18 protein-coding genes are annotated in these 25,524 nt (G+C 68.9%); 4 read left to right on the top strand and 14 right to left on the bottom strand.

Annotated features, from left to right (window positions below; genetic code table 11):
- Positions 1 to 74 precede the first annotated feature (74 nt).
- Complete coding sequence (locus ACFOM9_RS06200) at positions 75 to 1,955, bottom strand: ABC-F family ATP-binding cassette domain-containing protein (RefSeq protein WP_386707693.1); 1,881 nt, start codon at positions 1,953 to 1,955, stop codon at positions 75 to 77.
- Positions 1,956 to 2,465: 510 nt separating this feature from the next.
- Here ACFOM9_RS06200 and ACFOM9_RS06195 point away from each other — a divergent pair.
- On the top strand, positions 2,466 to 4,925 hold the full coding sequence (locus ACFOM9_RS06195; protein ID WP_386707691.1) for a TonB-dependent receptor plug domain-containing protein: 2,460 nt from the start codon (positions 2,466 to 2,468) through the stop codon (positions 4,923 to 4,925).
- Positions 4,926 to 5,197: 272 nt separating this feature from the next.
- The gene (gene ybaL / locus ACFOM9_RS06190; protein ID WP_386707688.1) at positions 5,198 to 6,880 is read left to right on the top strand and encodes a YbaL family putative K(+) efflux transporter; all 1,683 of its coding nucleotides are present in this window, start codon (positions 5,198 to 5,200) and stop codon (positions 6,878 to 6,880) included.
- A gap of 58 nt (positions 6,881 to 6,938) precedes the next feature.
- On the opposite strand, the gene clpB is transcribed toward ybaL, so the two are convergent.
- The 8 genes from clpB to rluD all read right to left on the bottom strand — a co-directional run bounded on the left by clpB (position 6,939) and on the right by rluD (position 17,490).
- Entirely contained in the window at positions 6,939 to 9,536 is a 2,598-nt protein-coding gene (gene clpB / locus ACFOM9_RS06185) for an ATP-dependent chaperone ClpB (protein WP_386707685.1), read from the bottom strand.
- A 165-nt stretch (positions 9,537 to 9,701) separates the two neighbouring features.
- Positions 9,702 to 11,276, bottom strand: a complete 1,575-nt coding sequence (locus tag ACFOM9_RS06180) for a hypothetical protein (protein WP_386707682.1) — start codon at positions 11,274 to 11,276, stop codon at positions 9,702 to 9,704.
- A gap of 117 nt (positions 11,277 to 11,393) precedes the next feature.
- Positions 11,394 to 13,622, bottom strand: coding sequence for a TonB-dependent receptor (locus tag ACFOM9_RS06175; RefSeq protein WP_386708139.1), 2,229 nt, complete (start codon positions 13,620 to 13,622; stop codon positions 11,394 to 11,396).
- Positions 13,623 to 13,859: 237 nt separating this feature from the next.
- Positions 13,860 to 14,396, bottom strand: coding sequence for a lactoylglutathione lyase (gloA, locus tag ACFOM9_RS06170; protein ID WP_386707679.1), 537 nt, complete (start codon positions 14,394 to 14,396; stop codon positions 13,860 to 13,862).
- Between the two features lie 264 nt (positions 14,397 to 14,660).
- On the bottom strand, positions 14,661 to 15,095 hold the full coding sequence (locus ACFOM9_RS06165; protein ID WP_386707676.1) for a thiol-disulfide oxidoreductase DCC family protein: 435 nt from the start codon (positions 15,093 to 15,095) through the stop codon (positions 14,661 to 14,663).
- Positions 15,064 to 15,612: a DUF4166 domain-containing protein gene (locus ACFOM9_RS06160; RefSeq protein ID WP_386707673.1), complete on the bottom strand. Its 549-nt coding sequence runs from the start codon at positions 15,610 to 15,612 to the stop codon at positions 15,064 to 15,066. Before ACFOM9_RS06160 ends, ACFOM9_RS06165 begins: the two co-directional genes overlap by 32 nt.
- Positions 15,609 to 16,379 carry a peptidoglycan editing factor PgeF gene (gene pgeF / locus ACFOM9_RS06155; protein ID WP_386708136.1) on the bottom strand — a complete coding sequence of 257 codons (771 nt, stop codon included), beginning with the start codon at positions 16,377 to 16,379 and terminating at the stop codon, positions 15,609 to 15,611. Before pgeF ends, ACFOM9_RS06160 begins: the two co-directional genes overlap by 4 nt.
- 118 nt (positions 16,380 to 16,497) lie before the next feature.
- Positions 16,498 to 17,490 (bottom strand): 23S rRNA pseudouridine(1911/1915/1917) synthase RluD, encoded by a 993-nt coding sequence (rluD, locus tag ACFOM9_RS06150; protein WP_386707670.1) that lies wholly within the window; start codon positions 17,488 to 17,490, stop codon positions 16,498 to 16,500.
- Positions 17,491 to 17,581: 91 nt separating this feature from the next.
- Here rluD and ACFOM9_RS06145 point away from each other — a divergent pair, with 91 nt between their 5' ends.
- The gene (locus ACFOM9_RS06145) at positions 17,582 to 18,457 is read left to right on the top strand and encodes an outer membrane protein assembly factor BamD (RefSeq protein ID WP_386707667.1); all 876 of its coding nucleotides are present in this window, start codon (positions 17,582 to 17,584) and stop codon (positions 18,455 to 18,457) included.
- 157 nt (positions 18,458 to 18,614) lie between these two features.
- On the opposite strand, the gene ACFOM9_RS06140 is transcribed toward ACFOM9_RS06145, so the two are convergent.
- The 5 genes from ACFOM9_RS06140 to sucC all read right to left on the bottom strand — a co-directional run bounded on the left by ACFOM9_RS06140 (position 18,615) and on the right by sucC (position 23,142).
- On the bottom strand, positions 18,615 to 20,261 hold the full coding sequence (locus tag ACFOM9_RS06140; RefSeq protein ID WP_386707664.1) for an NAD+ synthase: 1,647 nt from the start codon (positions 20,259 to 20,261) through the stop codon (positions 18,615 to 18,617).
- Between the two features lie 16 nt (positions 20,262 to 20,277).
- Positions 20,278 to 20,565: a hypothetical protein gene (locus tag ACFOM9_RS06135; protein WP_386707662.1), complete on the bottom strand. Its 288-nt coding sequence runs from the start codon at positions 20,563 to 20,565 to the stop codon at positions 20,278 to 20,280.
- Positions 20,555 to 20,860: a BrnT family toxin gene (locus tag ACFOM9_RS06130; RefSeq protein ID WP_386707659.1), complete on the bottom strand. Its 306-nt coding sequence runs from the start codon at positions 20,858 to 20,860 to the stop codon at positions 20,555 to 20,557. Before ACFOM9_RS06130 ends, ACFOM9_RS06135 begins: the two co-directional genes overlap by 11 nt.
- 118 nt (positions 20,861 to 20,978) lie before the next feature.
- Entirely contained in the window at positions 20,979 to 21,854 is an 876-nt protein-coding gene (sucD, locus tag ACFOM9_RS06125; RefSeq protein ID WP_386707656.1) for a succinate--CoA ligase subunit alpha, read from the bottom strand.
- A gap of 121 nt (positions 21,855 to 21,975) precedes the next feature.
- The gene (gene sucC, locus ACFOM9_RS06120; RefSeq protein ID WP_386707653.1) at positions 21,976 to 23,142 is read right to left on the bottom strand and encodes an ADP-forming succinate--CoA ligase subunit beta; all 1,167 of its coding nucleotides are present in this window, start codon (positions 23,140 to 23,142) and stop codon (positions 21,976 to 21,978) included.
- 637 nt (positions 23,143 to 23,779) lie between these two features.
- On the opposite strand from sucC, the gene ACFOM9_RS06115 reads away from it, so the two are divergent.
- The gene (locus ACFOM9_RS06115; RefSeq protein WP_386707651.1) at positions 23,780 to 25,405 is read left to right on the top strand and encodes a sensor histidine kinase; all 1,626 of its coding nucleotides are present in this window, start codon (positions 23,780 to 23,782) and stop codon (positions 25,403 to 25,405) included.
- Positions 25,406 to 25,524 lie beyond the last annotated feature (119 nt).

Here is a 25,524-nt window from a genome sequence, read left to right as displayed (position 1 = left end):
ACCGGATCCGGCGGCGCTGGCCAGCGGCGCTCCGGCCCCGTGCGCGGCGCGCATTTGCCGAAGACTACGCGGCATCAGGCCGCTTCGTAGAGCGCCAGCAATTCCGCCTCCGCCGCGTCCATCTGCGCGCGGAGCGCCGCCTGGCGCGCGCCGAGCTCGGCCACGTGCTTGCCGCCGTCGGCGTAGGCGGCCGGGTCGGCGAGGCTGGACTCGATCTCGGCGATCTGCGCGGCCAGCGCCTCGACCTTCGATTCGGCCTGGGCCAGCTTGTGCGGATTGACCTTCGATGGCTTGGCCGCTTTCGCAGCCGGCGCGGGCGGCGCGGCGGGCGCCGCGGACGGGCGGTCGATGGCGGGGCGCGACCGCAGCCACGCGGCGTATTCGTCGAGGTCGCCGTCGAACGGCTTCACCACGCCCTCGGCGACGCGCCAGAAGGTGTCGCTGACCAGGCCGATCAGGTGTCGGTCGTGCGAGACCAGCACGATCGCGCCGGCGAAATCGCTCAGCGCTTCAGCCAGCGCCTCGCGCATCTCGAGATCGAGGTGGTTGGTCGGTTCATCGAGCAGCAGCACGTTGGGCTGCTGCCAGGCGATCAGCGACAGCGCCAGGCGCGCGCGCTCGCCGCCACTGAAGCCGTCGATGCTCTCGAACGCGCGGTCGCCGGGGAAACTCCATTTGCCCAGGAAGTTGCGGAAGTCCTGGATCGACGTGTTGGGCGAGAGCTCGCGCAGGTGGTCGATCGGCGAGGTGCCGGCGACCAGCGATTCGACGGTGTGCTGCGCGAAGTAGCCGATGCGCAGGTCCGGATGGGCGTAGCGCTCGCCCGACAGCAGCGGCAGTTCGCCGACCAGCGTCTTGACCAGGGTCGACTTGCCGGCGCCGTTGGGGCCGAGCAGGCCGATGCGGTCGCCCGCCTCGAGGCCGAAGCCGACGTCGTGCAGGATGGTGATCGCGCCGGCCCCTGCCGCGGGCGCGCGCGGGTCTGCCGCGTAGCCGCAATCGACATGGTTGAGCCGCATCAGCGCGTGCGGCAGCTTGTGCGGCGCCGGGAAGTCGATGCGCACCTCGCGTTCCGCGCGAACGCCCTCGGTGTTGGCCATCTTGGCCAGCCGCTTGACCCGCGACTGCGCCTGCTTGGCCTTCGCCGCGCTGGCGCTGAAACGGTCGATGAAGCTCTGCAGGTGCGCGCGTTCGGCCTGCACCTTCTCGTGGGTGATCTGCTGCAGCCGCAGCTGCTCCGAGCGCTGGTGCTCGAACGAGGTGTAGTCGCCGGTGTACAGCCTGGCCTTGCCGCCATGCAGGTGCAGCGTGTGGGTGGTGACGTTGTCGAGGAACTCGCGGTCGTGCGAGATCAGCAGCAGGGTGCCCGGATATTTCAGCAGCCACTGCTCCAGCCACAGCACCGCGTCGAGGTCGAGGTGGTTGGTCGGTTCGTCGAGCAGCAGCATGTCCGACGGCGTCATCAGCGCGCGCGCCAGGTTCAGGCGCACCCGCCAGCCGCCGGAGAACGTCGCCACCGCGTTGTGGTGGGTGTCAGCCGGAAATCCCAGGCCGTGCAGCAGTTTGCCGGCGCGCGCCGCGCCGTCATAGCCGCCGACTTCCTCGAGCCGGTGGTGGGCTTCGGCCACCGCTTCCCAGTCTTCGTTGGCGAAGGCGTTGGCCTCGGCCTGCAGCGCCGCGTGCACCACCGCGTCGCCCCCGAGCACGAAGTCGATCGCCGGATCGGGCAGCGAGGGCATCTCCTGGGCGATGCTCGCCACGCGCACCCGGGTGGGCAGGTCGAGGTCGCCCAGGTCGGCTTCCACCTCGCCGCGCACGGCGGCGAACAGGGACGACTTGCCCGTGCCGTTGCGACCGACCACGCCCACGCGCCAGCCGGCATGCAGGGTGAGGTCGACGTCGGACAGCAGCAGGCGCTCGCCGCGTCGCAGGGCGAAATTCTTGAAGGAGATCATGGGGCGCGCATTCTACAAGGCGCGGCAGCACCGCGACGGAAGCCTTTTGCACCAGCGGCCCCGTGGCTCTTGTGGGAGCGGCTTCAGCCGCGAGCTTTTGGTCGGACCCTCCCCCTGCAGAGGCGGGGAGCTGGGAGGAATGCACCACGATTGCAAGTGATCCTGAAGGGACCCCTCCCCAACCCTCCCCTGCCTTCGCAGGAGAGGGAGCAAATACCCATTGCAGCGCAGGGGGCGCCAACCCCACATCGTCATCCCCCCGAAAGCGGGAGGCGCCTTTCAACAGTCCGAAGGACGGGTCATCCAGTGACCTTGGCTCGTACGAGTCAGAAGCTCGCGGCTGAAGCCGCTCCCACCGGGTCAAGGCCTCGCAGTTGAGGCCGCTCCTGCACAAAGTGCGCGTCTGCAAACGTGCGCGGGCAGGCCATCGTTGCATCCATGGAATTATCTCTTCATGCAGATGGAGAGATTGCAGCGCCCCGCCCACCGTGCTAAACCGGATTTCCCCCTATGTCGTGCAAGGAATTTCCCGTGGCCCATCGTCCCGTTCCAACCCGCCTCGCGCTCGCCCTGCTGGGCATCCTGGCTGCAGCGCCCGCCCTCGCCCAGGACGCCACGCCGGATTCCGCCTCGCCCGCCACGGCCCAGGCGAGCACGCTCGACACCGTCATCGTCACCGGCACCCGGGTCAGCGATCGCACCGTGGCCGAATCGCAGTCGCCGATCGACATCCTCACCCCCGAGGCGCTGCAGGCCACCGGCACCACCGAACTGGCCACCGCCCTGGCGCGCGCGCTGCCTTCGCTCAACTTCCCGCGCCCGGCCGTCACCGACGGCACCAGCGCGATCCGCCCGGCGCAGCTGCGAGGGCTGTCGCCCGACCAGGTGCTGGTGCTGGTCAACGGCAAGCGCCGGCACGTCTCGGCGCTGCTCAACGTCAACGGCAGCATCGGGCGCGGTTCGTCGGCGGTGGACCTGAACGCGATCCCGGTGGCGGCGATCGCCCGGGTCGAGGTGCTGCGCGATGGCGCATCGGCGCAGTACGGTTCCGACGCCATCGCCGGGGTGGTCAACATCGTGCTCAAGGGCAGCGAGACCGGCGGCAGCCTGGCGGTGGACTTGGGCCAGTATTCGGCCGGAGACGGCACCCAGCACCAGATTTCCGGCAACACCGGATTGCGGTTCGCCGACGACCGCGGCTTCGTGCACGTCGCCGGGCAGGTCGGCCAGCAGGACGCCACCAACCGCGCCGGCCCGTTCCAGCCGTTCACCCCGACCACCCTGCCCAACCAGGGCAACAATCCCGGCCTCGGCGAAGTCGCCTACATCTACGGCGACCCGAAGGTGGACGCGGCCGCGGTCTCGGCCAACGCCGGATTCGATTTCAACGAGAACTTCGGCGCCTACGCCACCGCGATGGCCAGCAACCGCGACATCACCTCCTACGCCTTCCATCGCTCGCGCAACCACAGCGGCCAGGGCGAACTGCTGGCGCAGTTCTACCCCGACGGCTACGTCCCGGAGATCGCGATGCTGTCGCAGGACCGCTCGCTGGTCGCGGGTCTCAAGGGCGGCAACGATGCCGGCTGGAACTGGGACGTCAGCTACAACTACGGCTACAACCACATCGGCTTCCAGACCCGCAACACCATCAACTACAGCCTAGGCACCGCCAGCCCGACGGTGTTCTACGACGGCGCGCTCGAATACACCCAGAACGTGGTCAACGCCGACCTGACCAAGACCCTGGACTGGGGCCTGGCCTATCCCGCGACGCTGTCGTTCGGCGCCGAGTACCGGCGCGAGAAGTGGAACCAGTCGCCCGGGGCGCCGGCGTCGTACAGCAACGGCGGCGCGCAGGGCTTCCAGGGCTTCACGCCGACCAACTCCGGACATTTCGATCGCGACAGCTATGCCGTCTACGCGGGGCTGGAAGCCGACTTCACCGACAAATTCTCCGCCGGCATCGCCGGGCGCTACGAGGACTACAGCGACTTCGGCAGCGAGACCTCCGGCAAGCTGTCGGCGCGCTACGCCTTCACCGACGCGGTGGCGCTGCGTGGCACGGTCGCCAGCGGGTTCCGCGCGCCGTCGCTGTCGCAGCAGCACTACCAGGTCGTGACTTCGAACTACAACGGGGCGCTGGACCGGTTCTTCGACTCGGGCACGTTCCCGGCGACCAGCCCGGCCGCGCGGGCGCTGGGCGCCGAACCGCTGCAGGCCGAAACCTCGCTGTCCTACAGCCTGGGCCTGGTGCTGCAGCCGGTGGACCGGCTGTACATCACGATCGACGCCTACCAGATCGAGATCGACGACCGCATCGTGCTGTCGTCCAACCTGCTGGTGGGCGAGAACCCGGCCGCGCAGCAGCGGCTCGAAGACCTGGGCATCAACGGCGTCACCGCGCTGCGCTACTTCAACAACGCCATCGACACCCGCACCCGCGGCGTCGACGTGGTCGGCAGCTACGACGTCGCGCTCGACAGCGGCTCGCTCACCTTCACCGCCGGCTACAACTACAACAAGACCGAGATCACGCGGATCGCGCCCAACCCGGAGGTGCTCAACGAGCTGGGCGCCACGTTCTGGCGCGTGGGCCGCGACGAGCAGGGCCGGATCGAGGAGGGCTTCCCGCGCGACAAGGTCACCCTGGGCGCAAACTGGAACCTGCAGCGCTGGGGCTTCACCCTGGGCGCGACCCGCTACGGCGAGTTCACCACCAGGGTCAGCGAGAGTGGCAACCCGGCGCTCGACCAGACCTACGGCGCGAAGTGGACGGTGGACGCCTCGGCCAGCTTCAAGCCCAGCGACCAGTGGACGCTGACCCTGGGCGCGGACAACCTGCTGGACGAATACCCGGACCGCACGATCGCCGCCAACGCCAACCACAACCAGTTCCCGTACAGCAGCCAGTCGCCGACCGGCTTCAACGGTGCCTACGTGTACGGCAGGATCGCCTACAAGTGGTAACCGCCATCATCGGACAACCCGGCCGCACGTAGGAGCGGCGGAAGCCGCGAGCTCTCGCCATCGCCCTTCTCCCTGCAAACGCAGGGGAAGGCCGTGGTTGAGAGCGCCACGGTGGGAGCGGCTTGAGCCGCGAGCTTGCCATCGACGTCCACCGTTGCGCAAAGCTCGCGGTTGAAGCCGCTCCCACATGCATGCATGCATGCGTGATAGTGCGCGTTGCATCGATCGTGCCGGCCGGTCACTATCGTTTTCCGTCCCCCGCCGGACCCGCGATGCCGCATCACACCTCGCTGATCGCCATCCTGTGCGTCGGCTTCGTGCTTGCCTTCGTGCTGGGCATGGCCGCGCAGCGGCTGCGGCTGTCACCGCTGGTGGGGTACCTGATCGCCGGCGTCATCGCCGGCCCGTTCACCCCCGGCTTCGTCGGCGACCAGGAGCTGGCGCCGCAGCTGGCCGAGATCGGCGTGATCCTGCTGATGTTCGGTGTCGGCCTGCATTTCTCGCTGAAAGACCTGATGGCGGTGAAGTCGGTCGCCATCCCCGGCGCGGTCGGCCAGATCACCGTGGTGACGCTGCTCGGCCTGGGCCTGTCGCTGGCGATGGGCTGGCCGATGATCCACGGCGTGGTGTACGGCCTGTCGCTGTCGGTGGCCAGTACCGTGGTGGTGTTGCGTGCCATGGAGCAACGACGCCTGCTGGAAACGCGCCGCGGGCGGATCGCGATCGGCTGGCTGGTCGTGGAAGACCTGGCGATGGTGTTCGCGCTGGTGTTGCTGCCGGCGTTGGCGAGCGTCTTCGGCGAAGGCCAGAGCGCGGGCCTCGGCATCGGCGGCGTGTTCGCCACCCTGGGGCTGACCGTGCTCAAGGTCGGCGCGTTCGTCGCGGTGATGCTGCTGGTCGGCCGGCGCGTCATCCCGTGGGTGCTCGAGCGCGTCGCCGGCACCGGCTCGGGCGAACTGTTCACGCTGTGCGTGCTGGCCGTTGCGATGGGCGTGGCGTTCGGCGCCGCCGAGCTGTTCGGAGTGTCGTTCGCGCTCGGCGCGTTCTTCGCCGGCATCCTGCTCAACGAGTCGGAGTTCGGCCACAAGGCCGCGAACGATTCGTTGCCGATGCGCGACGCCTTCGCGGTGCTGTTCTTCGTGTCGGTGGGCATGCTGTTCGACCCGTCGATCGTGGTCGAGCGTCCCTGGCTGGTGCTGGCGACGTTCCTGATCATCATCGTCGGCAATGCGTCGGTGGCGATGCTGATCGTGAGCGTGCTGCGCCTGCCCAGGCTGACCGGATTGACCGTCGCCGTCAGCCTGTCCCAGATCGGCGAGTTTTCCTTCATCCTCGCCTCGCTCGGCGTCGACATGAAAGTGCTCACGCCGGACGCGCGCGACCTGATCCTCGCCGGCGCGCTGCTGTCGATCGTCGCCAACCCGATCCTGTTCGCGCTGCTCGACCGCTGGGAGGCACGCCAGGCCGCGCTCGCGGGGCCCGCGGACGAACCGGACGTGGTGGTGCTGCCGGAGACCATCACCGATCACGCCATCGTCGTCGGCTTCGGTCGCGTTGGCGACCAGCTCGCCCACCTGCTGCAGGCCCGCGGGGTACCGGTTGTGGTGATCGAGGAGGATGCCGACCGCGTTGCGCGCGCGCGCGCCGACGGCCTGCCCGCGATCCGCGGCAACGCGGCGGTCGAACGGGTGTTGCTCGAGGCCGCGCCGGAGCGCGCGCGACTGGCGGTGTTCGCGATTCCCAGGGCGCTGGAGGCTGGTGAGACGATCGCGCGGCTGAAGGCGCTTAATCCGCAGATCACCGTGCTTGCGCGGGCGCACAGCGACCTCGAGGTCAGGCACCTGCTCGAACACGGCGCGGACGGCGCGGTGCTGGCCGAGCGCGAACTGGCCTATTCGCTGGCTGAAATGGTGATGTCGATGCCGCCCTACCGCACGATGCGCGCGGCAAGCTGACATTGGCTGCCGTGGGGCAGCGTACGCCGCCCCACGGTCTTCGATGCCTCGATCGCGTTCAGCGCCTGGTGAATGCCAGGCGCCCGCCGTCGGCGTCCACCGATACGGTGTCGCCGCTGCCGAACTCGCCCGACAGGATCTTCGTCGCCAGCGGATTCTCCAGCTGCTGCTGGATCGCGCGCTTGAGCGGTCGTGCGCCGTAGACCGGGTCGAAGCCGACGCTGCCCAGCAGGTCGAACGCCCGGTCCGAGACCTCGATCCGGATGCCGCGTTCGCCCAGCCGCTTCTCCAGCCCGCGCATCTGGATCCGCGCGATCGACTTGATCTGCGCCTTGTCCAGCGGGTGGAAAACGACGATGTCGTCGAGCCGGTTGATGAACTCCGGGCGGAAATGCGCCTGCACCACCGCCATCACCGCCGCCTTCATCTGCATGTAGCCCTCGGCGGAATCGGCATCGACGCTGTTGTCGGCCATCTCCTGGATCCGGTGCGATCCCAGGTTGGAGGTCATCACGATCACGACGTTGCGGAAGTCCACCGTGCGGCCCTGGCCATCGGTGAGGCGGCCGTCGTCGAGCACCTGCAGCAGGATGTTGAACACGTCCGCGTGCGCCTTCTCGACCTCATCGAGCAGGATCACGCTGTACGGACGACGGCGCACGGCCTCGGTGAGGTATCCGCCCTCCTCGTAGCCGACGTAGCCCGGGGGCGCGCCGATCAGCCGCGCGACCGAATGCTTCTCCATGAACTCGCTCATGTCGATGCGGATCATCGCGTCGCTGGAGTCGAACAGGAATTCGGCCAGCGCCTTGCACAGCTCGGTCTTGCCCACGCCGGTGGGGCCCAGGAACAGGAACGAACCGGTCGGGCGACCGGGATCGGACAAGCCGGCGCGCGAGCGGCGGATGGCGTCGGACACGACCTTGATCGCCTCGTCCTGGCCGACCACGCGGCCGTGCAGCGCCGACTCCATGGCGAGCAGCTTCTCGCGTTCGCCCTCGAGCATCTTGCTGACCGGGATCCCGGTCCATCGCGATACCACTTCGGCGATTTCCTCGGCGGTGACCTTGTCCTGCAGCAGGGTGAAGCCCTTGGTCTCGGCTTCCTGCGCGGCCTTGAGCTCCTTCTCCAGCTCCGGAATCCGGCCGTACTGCAGTTCGCTCATGCGCGCGTAATCCTGCCGGCGCTGCGCGGCCTCGAGCTCCAGCTTCGCGGCCTCGATCTGCTCCTTGACCTTCGTCGCGCCCTGCAGCGTGGCCTTCTCGGCCTTCCACACTTCCTCGAGATCGTTGTAGTCGCGCTCCAGGGTCTCGATCTCGGCCTCCAGGTCGGCCAGGCGCTGCTTCGATTCGGCGTCCTTCTCCTTCTTCAGCGCCTCGCGCTGGATCTTGAGCTGGATCAGGCGGCGTTCCTTGCGGTCGAGTTCCTCCGGCTTGGAGTCGATCTCCATGCGGATGCGCGAGGCGGCCTCGTCCATCAGGTCGATCGCCTTGTCCGGCAGCTGGCGGTCGGCGATGTAGCGGTGCGACAGCGTCGCCGCGGCGACGATCGCCGGGTCGGTGATCTCGACCCCGTGGTGCACGGCGTACTTCTCCTTCAGGCCGCGCAGGATCGCGATCGTGTCCTCGACGCTCGGCTCGCCCACGAACACCTTCTGGAAGCGGCGCTCGAGCGCGGCGTCCTTCTCGACGTACTTGCGGTATTCGTCCAGCGTGGTCGCGCCGATGCAGTGCAGCTCACCGCGCGCAAGCGCGGGTTTCAGCATGTTGCCGGCGTCCATCGAGCCCTCGGCCTTGCCCGCGCCGACCATCGTGTGCAGCTCGTCGATGAACAGGATGATCTGGCCTTCGTTCTTGGCCAGGTCGTTGAGCACCGCCTTGAGCCGCTCCTCGAACTCGCCGCGGAACTTGGCGCCGGCGATCAGCGCGCCCATGTCGAGCGACAGCACGCGCTTGCCCTTGAGTCCTTCCGGCACCTCGCCGTTGACGATACGCTGCGCCAGGCCCTCCACGATCGCGGTCTTGCCCACGCCCGGTTCGCCGATCAGCACCGGGTTGTTCTTGGTCCGCCGCTGCAGCACCTGGATGGTGCGGCGGATTTCCTCGTCGCGGCCGATCACGGGATCGAGCTTGCCCTTCTCGCTGCGCGCGGTGAGGTCGATGGTGTACTTCTCCAGCGCCTGCCGCGCCTCCTCGGCGTTCTCGTCCTTGACCTTCTCGCCGCCGCGCATGCTGTCGATGGCGGCCTCGAGCCGCGGTTTGTCCGCGCCGGCAGCCTTGAGCGCGCGCCCGGCGTCGCCCTTGTCGTCGAGCGCGGCGAGCACGAACAGCTCCGAGGCGATGAAGGCATCCCCGCGCTGCTGGGCCAGCTTGTCGGTGACGTTGAGCAGGCGCGACAGGTCGTTGCCGACGGAAATGCTGCCTTCCTGGCCGGATACCTTCGGCAGCTTGTCGAGCGCTTCGGCCAGGCGCTCCCGCAGCACGGGCACGTTGACGCCGGCCTGCGCCAGCAGCGGCCGGGTGCCGCCGCCGGACTGGTCGAGCAGCGCCAGCAGCAGGTGGGCCGGTTCGATCAGGTTGTGGTCGCGGCCCACGGCCAGCGACTGCGCGTCAGCCAGCGCCTGCTGGAAACGCGAGGTGAGTTTGTCCATGCGCATGCTGGGGTCCTCGGAATCGGGATGGCCGGCGTGGCCGGCGATACCCCGGAAGATGAGGATGCGCGATGCGGTTTCAAGATTCGGTGAGATCAACCGCTGCGTCGCCGGCCCCGGACGGCGGCTGTCCGGCTGATACGCCTCGACGGGCCGCGACCCCGCTGCGCCCTACTTGGCCTTTTGCAGCGACAGCAGGCCCAGCACCACCGCCAGCGCAACGTAGGCGCCGACGAACTGCCCCATCACCGCCGCCGGCAATCCTTCCAACTGCCAAGGCAGGTAGATGCCGCCGCGCGGATCCACGGAATGGATCAGCCCGAACAGGGCGAGGGCAGCGGCGACGAGCAGGCAGCCGGCCGCCGCGCGCAGGCGCCCGTCGATCATCGCCACCAGCGTGGAGATCCACAGCATCGAGGTGATGATGAAGCCGTTGCCCAGCGCCAGGATCACCGCCAGTTCCGGCAGGCCGTGGCCGTCGACGGTGGTCGCGAGCCGCGCGAACTGCTCCGGCGCGATCCAGGCCGGATTGCCGGCCTTGATCGCCACGAGATAGGCCACCGACGGCAGGAAGCCCAGCACCATCGCCGCCGCGTGCTTTGGCGGCGTGGCCTGGAACGCCTGCACGGTGATGTCGATCGCCACGTAGACGATGATCGGCGCCAGCACCGCCAGCGGCAGCCACTGCACCAGCCCGGAGATCACCCCGAGCATGCCGCCGACGCCCACGAACAACCCGGTCAGCAGCGTGTACCCGCTGCGCGCGCCCATGTGCTTGTAGGCGGGCTGGCCGATGTACGGCGTGGTCTGCGCGACGCCGCCGCACACGCCCGCCACCAGCGTGGAGAACGCCTCGACCAGCAGCACGTCGCGGGTGCGGTAGTCGTCGCCCGCGGCGCGCGAGCTTTCGCTCACGTTGATACCGCCGACCACCATCAGCAGGCCGAAAGGCAGCAGCAGTGGCAGGTACGGCACGGTGGACGGCAGGCCGTCGACGAACGCCAGCGATGGCCACGGGATCGCGGCGTGCAGCGCGATCCCGCGCGGCAGCGCGAAGCCCGGCGCGCCGAGTCCGGCCAGGCCGAGCCCGTAGTACAGCGCGGTCCCGACCAGGAACGCGACCAGCACCCCGGGCAGGCGCACCGGCAGCCGACCCTTGGCGAACAGCACGTACAGCAGCAAGCCCAAGGTCACGAAGCCGACCACCGGAGAGCGGAAGGTTTCCACCAGCGGCAGGAAACCCATCAGCACCAGCGCGATGCCGGCGATCGATCCGAGCAGCGCCGCGCGCGGCGCGATCCGGGTGACCGCGTCGCCGCAGAACGACAGCACGAACTTCAGCGCGCCCATCACCACCAGCGAGGCGGCGCCAAGCTGCCAGGTGGCGATCGCCGCGGCCTGGTCGTCCATCCCGCCCTGCTTGAATGCCACGAACGCGGGCCCGAGCACCAGCAGCGCCATGCCGATGCTGGTGGGCGCGTCCAGTCCAAGCGGCATCGCCGTGACGTCGTCGCGGCCGGACTTCGCGGCCAGGCGTCGCGCCATCACCGTATAGACGAGGTTGCCAACCAGCACTCCGAGCGCTGTGCCGGGAAACATCCGCTGGAACACCACGTCGGCCGGCATCGCGAAGATCCCCACCAGGGCTGCGCTGATGAAGCCCAGGATCGACAGGTTGTCGACCACCAGGCCGAAGAAACCGTTGAGGTCTCCGGGAACGAACCAGCGGGGTTTGCTAGCAGGCATGCACGCTCCGACCAGAACCACGTGGGAGCGGCTCGAGCCGCGAGCTTTTGCTTTCCGGCACCGGCGTGCAAAAGCTCGCGGCTCCAGCCGCTCCCACGAGAACCCTGAATTTTTTCCCTAGAACTTGGCGGTGAACTCCACCCCGTAGGTCCGCGGCTCGTTGATGAACCCGGTGAGGTTGTTGAAGTCGATGCCGCCGACGATGCGCGTGGTGTCGGTGATGTTGCGCCCGAACAGCGCGACCTCGTAGTCGCCGTCGCGCCACAGATAGCCCATGCGTAGACCGCCTTCGAGCGACGCCTTGCCGCGGAATTCCTTCGACTCGTACAGGAAGAAGTTCACCTCGCTGCGGTAGGCCCAGTCGGTGTAGACGTAGAACTCGCCGCCCTCGCCCACCGGCATGCTCCAGCGCGCGGTGAGGTTGTGCACCCATTCGGGCGCCTGCGGCAGGGTGTTGCCGTCGATCACGAACAGGCCCGAGCCGGGCGCGGTCTCGGGATCGGTCACGGTGCAGCCGCCGCCGCAGCCGGGCACGGCCAGGCCGGGATCGTCGATCTCGGTGTCGTTGTAGCTGCTGCCCAGCGTCACCAGCAGACTGTCGGTGAGGTAGGCCTGCAGGTCGAGTTCGAAGCCCTGGCCGGTGGTCCGGTCGGCATTGAGCAGGGTCGCGGTATTGGACTGGCCGCCGACCGCGATCAGCTGCTGGCCATCAACCTGGTAGCGGAACACGTTGAAGCCGATGCGCGCGCGGCGGTCCCACAGGTCGGCCTTGATGCCGGCCTCCAGCGAAACCACCTCTTCCGAATCCGCGGTCGACACGCCGCCGTTGGGTGCGCCGGGCGCGGCGAACAGCAGCCGCCCCTGCACCGACGGTGCGCGGAAGCCCTTGGCCACGCGTGCGTACAGGTTGACGTCGTCGTTGAGCGCGAACACGCCGCTGAGGTCCCAGCTGACGTCGTCGACATCGGTGTCGACGGTGTACGGACCTCCGACCGGGGCGCCGAACGGCGCGGGTTCCAGCACGCTGGCGCTGAAGTCCTTCTGGTCCTTGGTGTAGCGCACGCCGCCGCGCAGCTGGAACGCATCGGTGACGTCGAAGTCGCCCGAGGCGAACACCGCCCACGCCTTGTTGCGCTGCTGCTGGATCGCATGGCCCGCCAGCGCGTTGCCGGCCAGCGAATCGAAATTGAAGCTGTCGATGGTGATGTCTTCGTCGAACCAGAACAGGCCGGCCTGCCAGTCGAAGCGGCCCAGCTCGTTGGACTCGATCCGGAATTCCTGGGTGACCTGGCGGTGGTCCGGCAGGCCATCGGCCGACTCGGATGCGAACGGAATGACGCCCGGGCCCGAATCTGGCAGGAACACCGCGCCGTAGCCGCCGTCGATGTCGCCGCGGTTGAGCGATTCGGCGGTCTCGTAGCCGGTGATCGAGTACAGCGTGTAGTCGCCGAGGTTCCAGCGCAGGCGCGCGCTGCCGCCCCAGGTTTCCAGGTCGGAGAAGTTGACGCCGTCGGTGGACACCTTGTCCCGGTCGAAGCCGTCGACGAAGTCGTTCGTGCCCGGCTTGATGATGTTGGCGCGGAACAGGCGCGCGGTGCCGTTCATGTCGCGCTTGTGCAGGTTCAGCAGCGCTTCGAACGCCTCGCCCTCGTACAGGAACTGCACGCGGGCTGCGGATTCGTCGAAGCCTTCGAAGCCCTCGTTCGGGCCCGGGTAGGTGTTGTCCACCCAGTCGTCGCGGCGCTGGTACAGCACCGACGCGCGCGCCGACCAGCGCTCGGTGAGCGGGCCGCCGACCGCGCCTTCCACGTTCCACAGGTTGTCGGTGCCGTAGGCCACGCGGGCGTAGCCGCCGAACTCCTGCGACGGCTTGGCCGATTCGAACTTGACCACGCCCGCCGGCGTGTTGCGCCCGAACAGCGTGCCCTGCGGGCCACGCAGCACTTCGATGCGCTCCAGGTCGAAGGCCGGGAAGCCCTTCAGCAGCGGGCTTTCCTGCACCACTTCGTCGTACACCAGCGAGACCGGCTGCGAGGCGTTGAGGTCGAAGTCGGTGTTGCCCAGCCCGCGGATGTAGAAGCGCGGGAACGCGCGTCCGTACGAGGATTCGATGTTGAGGCTCGGCACCCGGCCCGACAGGAAGCGGATGTCCGCGCCGCCCGAGGCGAGCACCGCGAGTTGCTCGGTGTCCACGGTGCTGATCGAGACGGGGACGTCCTGGACGTTCTCCACCCGTCGCTGGGCGGTGACCTCGACCGTATCCAGGGTCGCGGCCTGCCGCGTGGCGTCGCCCTGGGTGGATTCGGTCGTGTCCTGCGCGAACGCGGCGGCGGCCGGCAACAGCATGGCGATGGCGAACGCCAGCGCGTGCCTCGCGGGCAAGCGACCGGACGGGGGGGAGGGATGCGACATGGCGTGGAGGCTCCGCGGGAAAGGCGCGGCCGCGCAATGCGGCCTCGATGTGACCGGCATGTTGCGGCACGGCAACGCCGACGGCAACGCCCGTCGTGGCCGAGGCCGTCGGGAGCCAAAGTTCGGCCCCAGCCCGGGACAGGCGCGGGTGACGCCGTCGGGCACTGGCGGTCAGTCGGCGAGCGGCGTCGGCTGGATCAGTTCGATCCAGTAGCCGTCCGGATCCTTGATGAAGGCGATGCTGCGCATGCTGCCCTGCGACAGCGTCTTCTGGAACGGCACGCCCATCGCCTCCATTCGCGCGCACGCGGCGCGCACGTCGGGCACGCTGACGCAGATGTGGCCGAAGCCGCGCGGCTCGCTGTTGCCGTCGTGGTAGACCGGGCCGACTTGGGCTTCGGTGCCGTGGTTGTGGGTCAGTTCGAGCACGCCGCGCTGCCGCGCCAGCCATTCGCGCCGTGCTTCGTCGCCGTCTGGCATGTCGTCGAGCTCGGCCAGCACCAGGAAGTACAGCGAGAACTTCGCCTGCTCGAAATCCACCTTCCGCGCCAGCGAGAAGCCGAGCACGCGGGTGTAGAAATCCAGCGACGCATGCGGGTCGCGTACCCGCAGCATGGTGTGGTTGAAGACGAAGCCGGCGGTGGCGGCGTCGCGGATCGGGGCGACGCCTGCCACTTCGGCAAGGTCGGCGCGGGTCTGGGCAGTCATGGAGGGAACTCGGAAGGCGGGGCGTGCAGTGTCGACGCGCACGGGTCACGGCAATGTTACCGGCTGCCGGGGACGCCGTTGGTGGGGGCCGCTGCGACCGATGGATGCCGCGTAGTCGGGGCACGACTGAACCGGAGCGGCAGCAACCCTCTCTCGCCTGCTGGAGCGAATTCCCGCGTGCTGGCGGCCGAGATGAAAGCCATGAGCATGAGTTTTGGCTCTCGCAGACCGGCTGATTGTCACCAACGCCGGCCTGGATTCGATCTACAGGAATCGATCGCGGTCCGCTTCGGTGGGCAGGTAACACGCGTCCTTCCTGCCGAACCAGCGATAGCGGTTGCGTGCCAGCCAGCGATAGAGCGGATCGCGCAGTCCTCGTGGCACCACGCTCAGCGCGCGCGCAATGCGCCAGGCGCCGCCGAGCCGCGCCAGGACCGCGATGATGGCGTCGCTGTCGGTGGTGGCGCCCGCCGCGTCGAGCAGCAGGAACGACATCGGATCGTCCGGATCGAGCCCGTGCGCGGCGAGCAGCCGGCGCCCGGTATCGCCCTGCATCGCCGCGAACCGGAACCGCCGCGCGCGGTCATGGCGCAGCAGGAAGCCGACCCAGCCGCTGCACAGCGCGCAGGCGCCATCGAACACCACGATCGCGCCATCGGCGCCGGGCTCAGGCTGGCTGGTCGTTGTCGGCGGGCTCAAGCCAGCCCTCGTACTGGATCAGGCGCCCGCACAGCGGCAGCGCGGCCTCGACCTGGAAGGTGTAGCGCCCCGCATGCTCCGCTTCGCGGCAGTACACCCGGTCGAACAGCGCCGCCGGCAGCGGCAGCACGCCCAGCAGCCGCACGCCGCCGACCCGCCACCACAGCGCGTCGTCCTGCACGTGGAGCGCGAACCGGAAGCGCAGCGGGCCGAGCCGCTCCACCAGCATCCTGCCGTCGCGATGCAGGCGCGAGCGCATCGCCTGTCCGCCGAAATCGCGATGCCAGGTTTCGCTGGCCGGGCGCGCTTCGAAGGTCACCGAGGTCGCCACGTCGGCGCGCGCCGCAGGCAGGCCGGCGACCCTGGCACACAGGCGGCCCAGGGGATTGCGGCCGCGGTGGATGGTGGCGCGGCCGGCGTAGACGGCACGTCCGCGGACACCGTGCAGGGCGCGCACGCTTGGGGGCAGCGCATAGAACGAGGCCCCGAGCAGGGCCTGGAACAGGGTGGGCGTCATGTCATCCAGGCCAGGGTCGCGATGCGGCCGCTGCGGCCGTCGCGGCGATGGGAAAAGAAGCGTCGCGGATCGGAGATCGTGCATCGGTCGCCGCCGCGCACGGCCACCACGCCGGCTTCGGTCAGGCGAAGACGCGCCAGCGCGTACAGGTCGACCCGCCAATGGCCCGGGCGCGTGGCCACGAACGCCGCCTGCGCACGCGGATCGCGGGAAACAAAAGCGTCGAACACCTCTGCGCCGATCTCGTAGGCCTCCGGTCCCGCCGCCGGGCCCAGCCAGGCGACCAGGCCGGAAGCCGGCGTGCGCATCGCCGCCACCGTGGCCTCCAGCACGCCCGCCGCCAGCCCGCGCCAGCCCGCGTGCGCGGCGCCGACCTCGCTCCCGTCACGCGCGGCGAACACCACCGGCATGCAATCGGCGGTCAGGATCGCGAGCACGACGCCGGGGGCAGACGTGACCGCCGCGTCGGCCTCAGGCTCGACGTCTGCTGCGGATGTGTGTTCTGCAGATCCGGCAGCTTCGACTCGTCCCCTTGCCTGCGCAAAAGAGGGATCCACGGCATCGAAGCGCAGCACATGCGTGCCGTGCACCTGCCGCAGCCAGCGCGGCGACGATGGCAGGCCGGCGCGTTCGGCAAGTTCGACGCGGTTGCGCGCGACCGCCTCCGGGTCGTCGCCATCGGCGGCGCGCGCGTTGCCGAGGTTGAATCGGTCGAACGGCGGCTGCGAACTGCCCGCACCGCTGCGCAGGGTGGTGAAGGCGCGCATGTTCGCGGGGGCATCCCAGTCGGCGCGCAGCGCGAAGCCCTCCGCGTCGGAGGTCTCGCCCGGCTTGCGGTCTGAAACGGTGTACTCGGGAGACATCCGGCCTACCTGCGACAACGACCTATCGCCGCCCCGCCTGCGCCGCGCTGTCCTCGCGCAGCAGGCGCATGAGTTCCTGCATGTCCGGCGGCACCGGCGCGCTGCAGCGCAGCGGCTCGCCGCTGAGCGGATGGATGAATTCCAGCGTTTCGGCGTGCAGCGCCTGGCGCTTGAAGGCGCGCAGCGCGGCGATCAGTTCTTCCGACGCCGCGCGCGGCAGCCGCAGCGATCCGCCGTACAGCGGGTCGCCGACGATCGGATGCTTCAGGTGCGCCATGTGCACGCGGATCTGGTGGGTGCGGCCGGTTTCCAGGCGGCACTCCAACGCGGTGTGCGCGCGGAAGCGCTCGCGCAGGCGGTAGTGGGTGACGGCGTCGCGACCGTCGTCGCGAGCGGCCATGCGCAGGCGGTCGCGGGGATGGCGGTCGATCGCGGCGTTGGCGGTGCCGCCGCTGACCAGGGCGCCGACCACGATCGCCAGGTACTGCCGGTGCACGGCGCGCGCCGAGAGTTGCTCCACCAGCGCCGCGTGCGCCTGCAGCGTGCGCGCCACCACCATCACCCCGGAGGTGTCCTTGTCGAGCCGGTGCACGATGCCCGCGCGCGGCAGGGCCGCCAGCTTCGGGTCGCGGAACAGCAGCGCGTTGACCAGGGTGCCGTCCGGGTTGCCCGCGCCGGGATGCACCACCAGGCCGGCGGGCTTGTCGATGACGAAGACGTCGCGGTCCTCGTGCAGGATCGTAAGCGCGATATCTTCCGGCTCGGCCTCGGTCTGGGTGTCGAGTACCACGGCCAGCGTCACCTCTTCGCCGCCGCGGACCGGATCGCGCGGACGCACCTGCGCCCCGTCGAGCAGCGCGTCGCCGGACTTGATCCATTCGGCCAGGCGGGAACGCGAGAATTCGGGGAACAGGCCCGCCAGCACGGCGTCGAAGCGGCGGCCGGCATCGGCATCGGGCACGCGGGCGCTGCGCTGTTCGGGCTGGGCGCCTGCGGGCGCGGAGGAGCTGGGCATGGGGACGGTATCGGTTCAGGCGCGGACCGCGATGGCCATCACGGGCTGTTATTATCCGCCCTTCGTGCCTCCCGCGACCAATCGGCTTCCCATGACCCCACGCCTGCCCGCTTCGCGCCACATCCGCAATGTGATGCTCCTGATGCTGCTGGTGCTGTTCACCGCCTCCGGCTGCGCGCGCCTGAAGGGCATGTTCAAGGACAAGGAGGCCCTCGAGGGCCAGCCGGTCGAGGAGATCTACGCCAAGGGCCAGAAACAGATGCACGGCGGCAACTGGAACGGCGCGGTTACCACCTACAAGCGGCTGGTCGCGCAGTACCCGTACGGCGCCTACACCGAGCAGGCGCTGATGGAAACCGCCTACGCCCAGTACAAGAGCGGCAACAACGAGGAAGCGATTTCGTCGATCGACCGCTTCATCCGCACCTATCCCACCCACCGCAACATCGCCTACATGTACTACCTGCGCGGGCTGGTGAATTCCAACCGCGATACGGTGTTCCTGCAGAAGGTGTGGAAGCTCGACGCCAGCCGCCGCGACCTGGCCACGCCGATGCAGGGCTACAACGACCTCAACACCGTGGCCACCCGCTACCCGAACAGCCGCTACGCCCCCGACGCGCGCCAGCGCATGGTGGCACTTCGCAACCTGTTCGCGCGCCATGAAATGGAAGTGGGGCTGTATTACCTGCGCCGCGGGGCCAATGTCAGCGCCGTCGAACGCGCCAAGTACCTGCTGGAAACCTATCCGCAGAGCGAATTCCAGAACGACGCCGTCGCCCTGCTGGCCGAAGCCTACACCCGCCTGGGCAATGACACCCTGGCCGCGGACGCCAAGCGCGTGCTGCAGCAGAACGAACCGGGGCACCCCTACCTGACCGGGGATTGGCCGGACTATCCGTGGACGGTGCGCAAGCTCAATCCCTTCGCCGGCGAGAAGTCCGCGCTGGACAATGAAGAGAAATAGCCGAGTCGCAATGCCGCATCGAAACGCCGCCCCCGGGCGGCGTTTTTCGTTCCAGCGTGCTGGCCGCAAGGCCGGACTGCCGGGGACGCGCAGCGATTTGCTTCGGTTTTTGGCCCGCAGCCCACAGGCAAGGGCACGCTTCGCTGCTGCCCCCGCCTTATCCCCCGTAGCCGTTGCTGATCGGATAGCGCCGCTCGCGCCCGAATGCGCGCCGCGACACCTTCGGGCCCGGGGCGGCCTGGTGGCGCTTCCACTCGCTGGTGCGCACCAGCCGCAGGACGCGATCGACGGTGGTGGCGTCGAAGCCGGCAGCCACGATCTCGTCGCGCGCCTGCTCCTGGTCGACATGGCGCAGCAGGATCGCGTCGAGCACGTCGTAGGGCGGCAGTGAATCCTGGTCGAGCTGGTTCTCGCGCAGTTCCGCCGACGGCGGCCGCGCGATCACCGCCGGCGGGATCACCGGCGCCCCGGCCACGGCGTTGCGCCACTTGGCGACCGCGAACACTTCGGTCTTGTACAGGTCCTTGATCGGCGCGTAGCCGCCGCACATGTCGCCATAGATCGTCGCGTAGCCGACCGCGTACTCGCTCTTGTTGCCGGTGGTCAGCACCAGGCCGTGGAACTTGTTCGACAGCGCCATCAGCAGCGCGCCTCGGGTGCGCGACTGCAGGTTCTCCTCGGTGGTATCGGCCGGAAGGCCTTCGAACAGCTCGGCCAGCGCATCCAGGTAGCCCTGGAACGGCTTCTCGATCGGCAACGAGAGCAGCTTCACACCCAGCGCGTCGCACTGCTCCTGCGCCAGGTCGTTGGACAGCCCGGCGGTGTAGCGCGAGGGCATCCGCACCGCGGTCACGTTCTCTGCGCCCAGCGCATCGACCGCCATCGCCAGCACGACCGAAGAATCGATGCCGCCCGACAGGCCGAGCCAGGCCTTCTGGAAGCCGTTCTTGCGGCAGTAGTCGCGCGTCCCCAGCACGATCGCGCGCCACGCCAGCGCCTCGCGCCCTTCGTCGTCCTCCACCGGCCAGGCCACCGGCGTGAACGCACCGGCCTGCGCGTCGAAATCCGCGACCAGCCAGTGCGCCTCGAAGGCCCGCGCCGCGGGATGCACGTTGCCGCCCGCATCGGCCAGCAGCGACGCGCCGTCGAAGACCAGGCCGTCCTGGCCGCCGACCGTATTGAGGTAGGCGATGCCCACCCGATCGCCGTCCGCCAGCGTCTCGCGCGTGCGCGCCTCCAGCAGCGCGTCGCGCTGGGCGTGCTTGTCGCGCTCGAACGGCGAGGCGTTGGGCACCAGCACCAGCTGCGCGCCGGCTTCCACGGTCCGCGCCAGCGGCTCGGGGAACCACAGGTCCTCGCAGATCAGCACGCCGACGCCGACGCCCCCGACCTCGACCACGCAGGGCCCGCCATCGGGGTCGACGTCGAAATGGCGGCGCTCGTCGAACACCGCGTAGTTGGGCAGCTCGTGCTTGCGATACGTGGTCTCCACCGCGCCGTCGCGCAGCACGCTGACCGCGTTGTACACGATGCTGCCGGCCGACTGCGGCCAGCCGACCATCGCCACGATCCCCTCGACGCCGGCGGCGATGCGCAGCAGCGCCGCCTCGCAGTCGTTGAGGAACTGGGGCCGCGCCAGCAGGTCTTCCGGCGGGTACCCGCTCAATGCCAGTTCGGGGAACAGCACCACGTCGGCGCGGTGCTGGTCGCGCGCCTCGACGATCAGCGCCGCGATACGCTCGGCGTTGCGCGCGATGGCGCCGACGGGGAAGTCGAACTGGGCAAGGGCGATGCGGAGTTTCATCTTTCGCTCCAGAGAGTCAGGCGGCGCGCACGTCCCGCACGGCCTGTTCGACCACCTTCGGGTCGACGCCGCGCGCTTTCAGCGCTTCGGCCAGGCGCGCGGTTGCGTCCGTCGGCAGATATTCGGCTTCATCGCGGCGCAGGCACTCGCTGATGTAGGACTTGAGCAGCGTCTGGTACCCGGACATGCCTCGGATCGGCGCGATGGCCTTCATCGAGTCGACCACATCCTGCGGGATGCGCAGCGTGATCGAGGTCATCGGCCGGGCCTTCGACAGGCGGCGCTTGAGGGTGTCATTGAGCATATAAAGTCCCCTCTTGGGCAGTAGCGCGGCGCGCCTTAACCACGCGCACGACTTCCCCTTCGATCACCAGGTGCACGACGTAGAGCAGGCGTCCACCGGCATCGAATCCGATGACCGCATCGCGCGACTCATCGTTGCGCGATGCGTCCACCAGCACGAACAGCCGATCAAGGAACGCGGCGACTGCCTCCTCGAACGCCACGCCATGCTTGTGCACGTTTGCTCGCGCCTTGTCGGCGTTCCGGACAAACGTGTTTCCGTGGTACTCGAAATGCACATCCATGTCGGTTGCCATGCTGCGCCTACGTATTTACATTGTCAATACGAAACGACCGCCACGACTCCCTGCCGTGGCCCAGACAAAAGGCCGCCCGGAGGCGGCCTTTCACCGAAGCCAGGTCCTGGACCCTGCCTCAGCCGTTCAACCGCTTGGCGATCGCCGCGCCCAGGTCGCCGGGCGACTTCACCGTGGTCACGCCCGCCTTCTCCAGCGCGGCGAACTTGCCCTCGGCCGTGCCGGAGCCGCCGGAGGCGATCGCGCCGGCGTGGCCCATGCGCTTGCCCTTCGGGGCGCTGGCGCCGGCGATGAAGCCGACCACCGGCTTGGTCACGTATTCGCTGATGAACTCGGCCGCTTCTTCCTCGGCCGAACCACCGATCTCGCCGACCATGATGATGCCCTCGGTCTGCGCGTCGTCCTGGAACAGCTTCAGGCAGTCGATGAAGTTCAGGCCGTTGATCGGATCGCCGCCGATGCCGATCACCGTCGACTGGCCAAGGCCGGCGTCGGTGGTCTGCTTGACCGCTTCATAGGTCAGCGTGCCCGAGCGCGAGACGATCGCGATCTTGCCCGGCTTGTGGATGTGGCCCGGCATGATGCCGATCTTGCACTCGCCGGGGGTGATGATGCCCGGGCAGTTGGGGCCGACGAGCACGACGTCGTCGTAGCCCTTCAGCGTGTTCTTGACCCGCAGCATGTCCAGCACCGGGATGCCCTCGGTGATGCAGACGATGACCTTGATGCCGGCATCGGCCGCCTCGAGGATCGCGTCGGCCGCGTACGGCGGCGGCACGTAGATGACCGAGGCATTGGCGCCGGTGTCGGCGACCGCTTCGGCGACGGTGTTGAACACCGGCAGGCCGAGATGCTCGGTGCCGCCCTTGCCGGGGGTGACCCCGCCGACGACCTTGGTGCCGTAATCGAGCATCTGCTCGGCGTGGAAGCTGCCCTGGGTGCCGGTGAAGCCCTGGACGATGACCTTGGTGTTCTTGTTGACGAGAACGCTCATGTAGCGAAATCCTTGAATTGGTCGTGTGGGAGCAGCTTCAGCGGCGAGCTCTTCGGTATTTCGTTGGTGGCAAAAAGCTCGCGACTGAAGCCGCTCCCACAGTGATCTGTGGTTTTGGGGATCAGGCGGCCTTCGCCGCCGCGACCGCCTTCTTCGCGCCGTCGTTGATGTCGTCGGCCGGCGTGATCGCCAGGCCGCTCGACTTCAGCAGCGCCTTGCCCTCTTCGACGTTGGTGCCTTCCAGGCGCACGATCACCGGGACCTTGACGTCCACTTCCTTGACCGCGGCGATGATGCCCTCCGCGATCATGTCGCAGCGCACGATGCCGCCGAAGATGTTGACGAAGATCGCCTTCACGTCGTCGGACGACAGGATCAGCTTGAACGCCTCAGTCACGCGTTCCTTGGTCGCGCCGCCGCCGACGTCGAGGAAGTTCGCCGGCGTGCCGCCTTCGAGCTTGATCACGTCCATCGTCGCCATGGCAAGACCGGCGCCGTTGACCATGCAGCCGATGTTGCCGTCCATGGTCACGTAGTTGAGGTCGTACTGGCTGGCCTTCACTTCCGTCTCGTCTTCCTGGCGGATGTCGCGCATCGCGGCCAGGTCGGGGTGGCGGAAGGTGGCGTTGTCGTCGGAGTTGACCTTGCCGTCGAGCACGGCGAGGTCGCCGGACTTCAGGATCGCCAGCGGATTGAGCTCCACCAGCGCCAGGTCCTTCTCGTTGAACAGCTTGTACAGGCCCAGCATGATCTTGGAGAGCTGGCCGACCTGCTTGGCGGTCAGGCCCAGCGCGAACCCGAGGTCGCGGGTCTGGTAGGGCTGCAGGCCCTGGACGAAATTGACGTTGAGGGTCTGGATCGCGTCCGGGTTTTCCTCGGCGGTCTTCTCGATCTCGACGCCGCCGTCGGAGGAGGCGATGAAGGTCACCGACTGCGTGCCGCGGTCGACCAGGACCGAGAGATACAGCTCCTTGGCGATGTCGGTGGCCTGGGTCACCAGCACCGAATCGATCGGCAGCGCGACGCCGGCCGACTGGTAGGTTTCCATCTTGTGCCCGAGCATGCCCTTGGCGTACTCGCGCACCTCGTCCAGGGTGCGGGCGAGCTTGACGCCGCCGGCCTTGCCGCGGCCGCCGGCGTGGATCTGCGCCTTGACGACCCAGAAGTCGCCGCCGATTGCCTTCGCGGCGTCGACCGCCTCTTCCGGCGTGCGCGCGACGCGCCCGGCCGGGACTGCAATGCCGTAATCGGCAAACAACTGCTTCGCCTGGTATTCGTGGAAATTCATGTGGGGTCCGTGCGTGGGAGACAGGCCGGCCAGGGGCCGGACCGCGGGCGGCCGTCGCTGCCGGATCGGCAGTCGTTGGGCGCAGGCGGGCCCGCCATTCTCGCCGATGCGGCCGCCGCGGGCAAAACCGGCCTGGGTGGCAGGGGCGGCAGCGGCACCCGCAGGCCGGAGCCGTACTCCCCGACCCAGGGGTCAGGCGCGTCGCAACAGCCGGATTTCCCCGTAGGAGCGGCTTCAGCCGCGAGCTGTTGCCTTGGTCCATTCTCTGCGGGGCATTGGAGCCTCTCCCCCAACCGTCGCCTCGCGCCTCCGCTCCAGAGCAGGAGGCTGAAAAGGCGTCAGCCAAAGATTGTTGCCTTTCCCTCCCCCTGCGAAGGCAGGGGAGGTTGGGAGGGGGTGGTCACGGATCGCGGCGCTGCTGAAGACACCCCTCCCCAACCCTCCCCTGGCTTCGCAGGGGAGGGAGCCAGGAGCTCGCGGCTGAAGGCACTCCTACAAGTGCGGCTCTTCTTCGGAAGCGATCCGCAGACTTTGGCGACAGCCCGCGGCTGCAAACCGCCGCAACGGGTAAGGCCACGACGGCAGCGGCGCCATCGCCGCCCCTATACTCGACTCCACGCCCCGCCAGGACGCCCTTTTGCCGCGCAAGCAGCCGCCTCGCCCCAATGCCGCCGAAGATGCGCTGCGCCGCGAGCTGTACCTGTTCGCGCTGTACCGCACGCTCGAGGCCGCCCTGCTGGCGCTGATCGTGTTCAGCCCGATCGGCGGGCTGATCGGCGAGCCGCGCGACGTGGTCTTGGCCACCACCGTTGCCATCGCCTACCTGCCGATGTCGGTGGCGCTGCTGCTCGCCACGCGCCGCGACCGTTCCACGCTCGCCTGGCAGGCCTGCGTCGGGGTGGCGGTCGACATCGCCGTCGCGGCGCTGATTACCCACGCCATCCCCAGCGCCGCCCCGGGCGTTGCCATGATGCTGCTGTTCAACGTCGCTGCCGCAGCGTTGCTGGTGCCGCTCTGGCTGGGGATGAGCATCGCCGCCGCCGCCGCGGGCGCGATCGTGGGCGAATACGTGTGGGCTTCGCTCGCCGGCATCCCCGCCGAGCGCCCCTTCGCCGAAGTGCTGATGTTCTCGGTCAGCTTCTTCGCCATGGCCACGGTCAGCAACCTGCTCGGGCGGCAGATGCGCGAATCGCACGCGGTCGCCGACCTGCGCGCCGCCGAGGCGGCCAACCTCAACGAGGTCAACGGCCTGATCATCCGCCGCATGCGCATCGGCGTCCTGCTGGTCGACGGCAGCGGCTTCGTGCGCCTGGCCAACGAGGCGGCGCTGATGCTGCTGGGCGACATCGACCTGGTCGTCGACGGCAAGCCGCGCAACCTGCGCAACATCGCCCCGGATCTCGCCACGCGCCTGCACGACTGGCGCAAGAGCGCGGTGGTCAACGACGCCCCGCTGCTGCTGGGCAATGGCGACGAACAGGTCGAAGTCCTGCCCCGCTTCGCCCGCCTGCTCGTCGACGGCGAGACCACGCTGGTGTTCCTCGACGACACCTCGCTGCTCTCGCGCCGGGCCGAATCGCTGACCCTGGCCGCGATGGGCCGCTTCTCCGCCAGCCTCGCCCACGAGATCCGCAACCCGCTGGCGGCGATCAGCTACGCCACCCAGCTGCTCGAGGAATCGGCCAACCTCGACGACGGCGACCGCCGCCTGCTGCAGATCGTCCACCAGCAGTGCATGCGCACCAACGGCATCGTCGAAAGCGTCCTCGGCCTGGCCCGCCGCGAACGCGCGCAGCCCGAGAACCTGGACCTGGTCGCCTTCGTGCGCCGCTTCCTCGCCGACTACCTCGAGACGATCCCGCCGGACCTCGACGAGCTCAAGTTCAGCCACGGCATCGGCACGCTGCCGGTGCTGGTGGACCCCCGCCACCTGCAGCAGGTGCTCACGGTGCTGGTGCAGAACTCGCTGCGCTATGGGCGCATGCCCGGTCAGCCGGCGCGGGTGATCCTGCGGGTGGAGCGGCGCGGCGACAGCCCGGTAATCGAAGTCCTTGATCGCGGCCCCGGCATCCCCGACGCCGTGGTGGCACAGCTGTTCCGCCCCTTCTTCACCACCTCCGAGCACGGCACGGGCCTGGGCCTCTACATCGCCCGCGAACTGTGCCGCGCCAACGGCGCCAACCTCGAATACATCGCCGTCCCCGCCGGCGGCGCCTGCTTCCGCCTCACCCTCCCCGGCCCGGACGCCCTGCCGGTCCCGTAGCAGCCACGGCTTCGCGGGTCGGCGAAACCTCGGCCGCAGCGATGAAGCGCTTCGGCTGGAAGGTCGCTCCTGCAGGAGCGGCTCCAGCCGCGAGCTTTTTGCCATCCCCCTCCCCCTGC

The organism is Luteimonas notoginsengisoli, from assembly GCF_042648885.1.
Classification (GTDB): Bacteria; Pseudomonadota; Gammaproteobacteria; order Xanthomonadales; family Xanthomonadaceae; genus Luteimonas; species Luteimonas notoginsengisoli.
This window is presented reverse-complemented; position numbering and strand designations above follow the sequence as displayed.

Bases quoted from the DNA above. Each gene is read 5' to 3' on its own strand.
- ACFOM9_RS06200 (WP_386707693.1), bottom strand. From the start codon at position 1,955: ATGATCTCCTTCAAGAATTTCGCCCTGCGACGCGGCGAGCGCCTGCTG.
- ACFOM9_RS06195 (WP_386707691.1), top strand. From the start codon at position 2,466: ATGTCGTGCAAGGAATTTCCCGTGGCCCATCGTCCCGTTCCAACCCGC.
- ybaL (WP_386707688.1), top strand. From the start codon at position 5,198: ATGCCGCATCACACCTCGCTGATCGCCATCCTGTGCGTCGGCTTCGTG.
- clpB (WP_386707685.1), bottom strand. From the start codon at position 9,536: ATGCGCATGGACAAACTCACCTCGCGTTTCCAGCAGGCGCTGGCTGAC.
- ACFOM9_RS06180 (WP_386707682.1), bottom strand. From the start codon at position 11,276: ATGCCTGCTAGCAAACCCCGCTGGTTCGTTCCCGGAGACCTCAACGGT.
- ACFOM9_RS06175 (WP_386708139.1), bottom strand. From the start codon at position 13,622: ATGCTGTTGCCGGCCGCCGCCGCGTTCGCGCAGGACACGACCGAATCC.
- gloA (WP_386707679.1), bottom strand. From the start codon at position 14,396: ATGACTGCCCAGACCCGCGCCGACCTTGCCGAAGTGGCAGGCGTCGCC.
- ACFOM9_RS06160 (WP_386707673.1), bottom strand. From the start codon at position 15,612: ATGACGCCCACCCTGTTCCAGGCCCTGCTCGGGGCCTCGTTCTATGCG.
- pgeF (WP_386708136.1), bottom strand. From the start codon at position 16,379: ATGCGCGCCTTCACCACCCTGCGCAGCGGTGCGGGCAGTTCGCAGCCG.
- rluD (WP_386707670.1), bottom strand. From the start codon at position 17,490: ATGCCCAGCTCCTCCGCGCCCGCAGGCGCCCAGCCCGAACAGCGCAGC.
- ACFOM9_RS06145 (WP_386707667.1), top strand. From the start codon at position 17,582: ATGACCCCACGCCTGCCCGCTTCGCGCCACATCCGCAATGTGATGCTC.
- ACFOM9_RS06140 (WP_386707664.1), bottom strand. From the start codon at position 20,261: ATGAAACTCCGCATCGCCCTTGCCCAGTTCGACTTCCCCGTCGGCGCC.
- ACFOM9_RS06135 (WP_386707662.1), bottom strand. From the start codon at position 20,565: ATGCTCAATGACACCCTCAAGCGCCGCCTGTCGAAGGCCCGGCCGATG.
- ACFOM9_RS06130 (WP_386707659.1), bottom strand. From the start codon at position 20,860: ATGGCAACCGACATGGATGTGCATTTCGAGTACCACGGAAACACGTTT.
- sucD (WP_386707656.1), bottom strand. From the start codon at position 21,854: ATGAGCGTTCTCGTCAACAAGAACACCAAGGTCATCGTCCAGGGCTTC.
- sucC (WP_386707653.1), bottom strand. From the start codon at position 23,142: ATGAATTTCCACGAATACCAGGCGAAGCAGTTGTTTGCCGATTACGGC.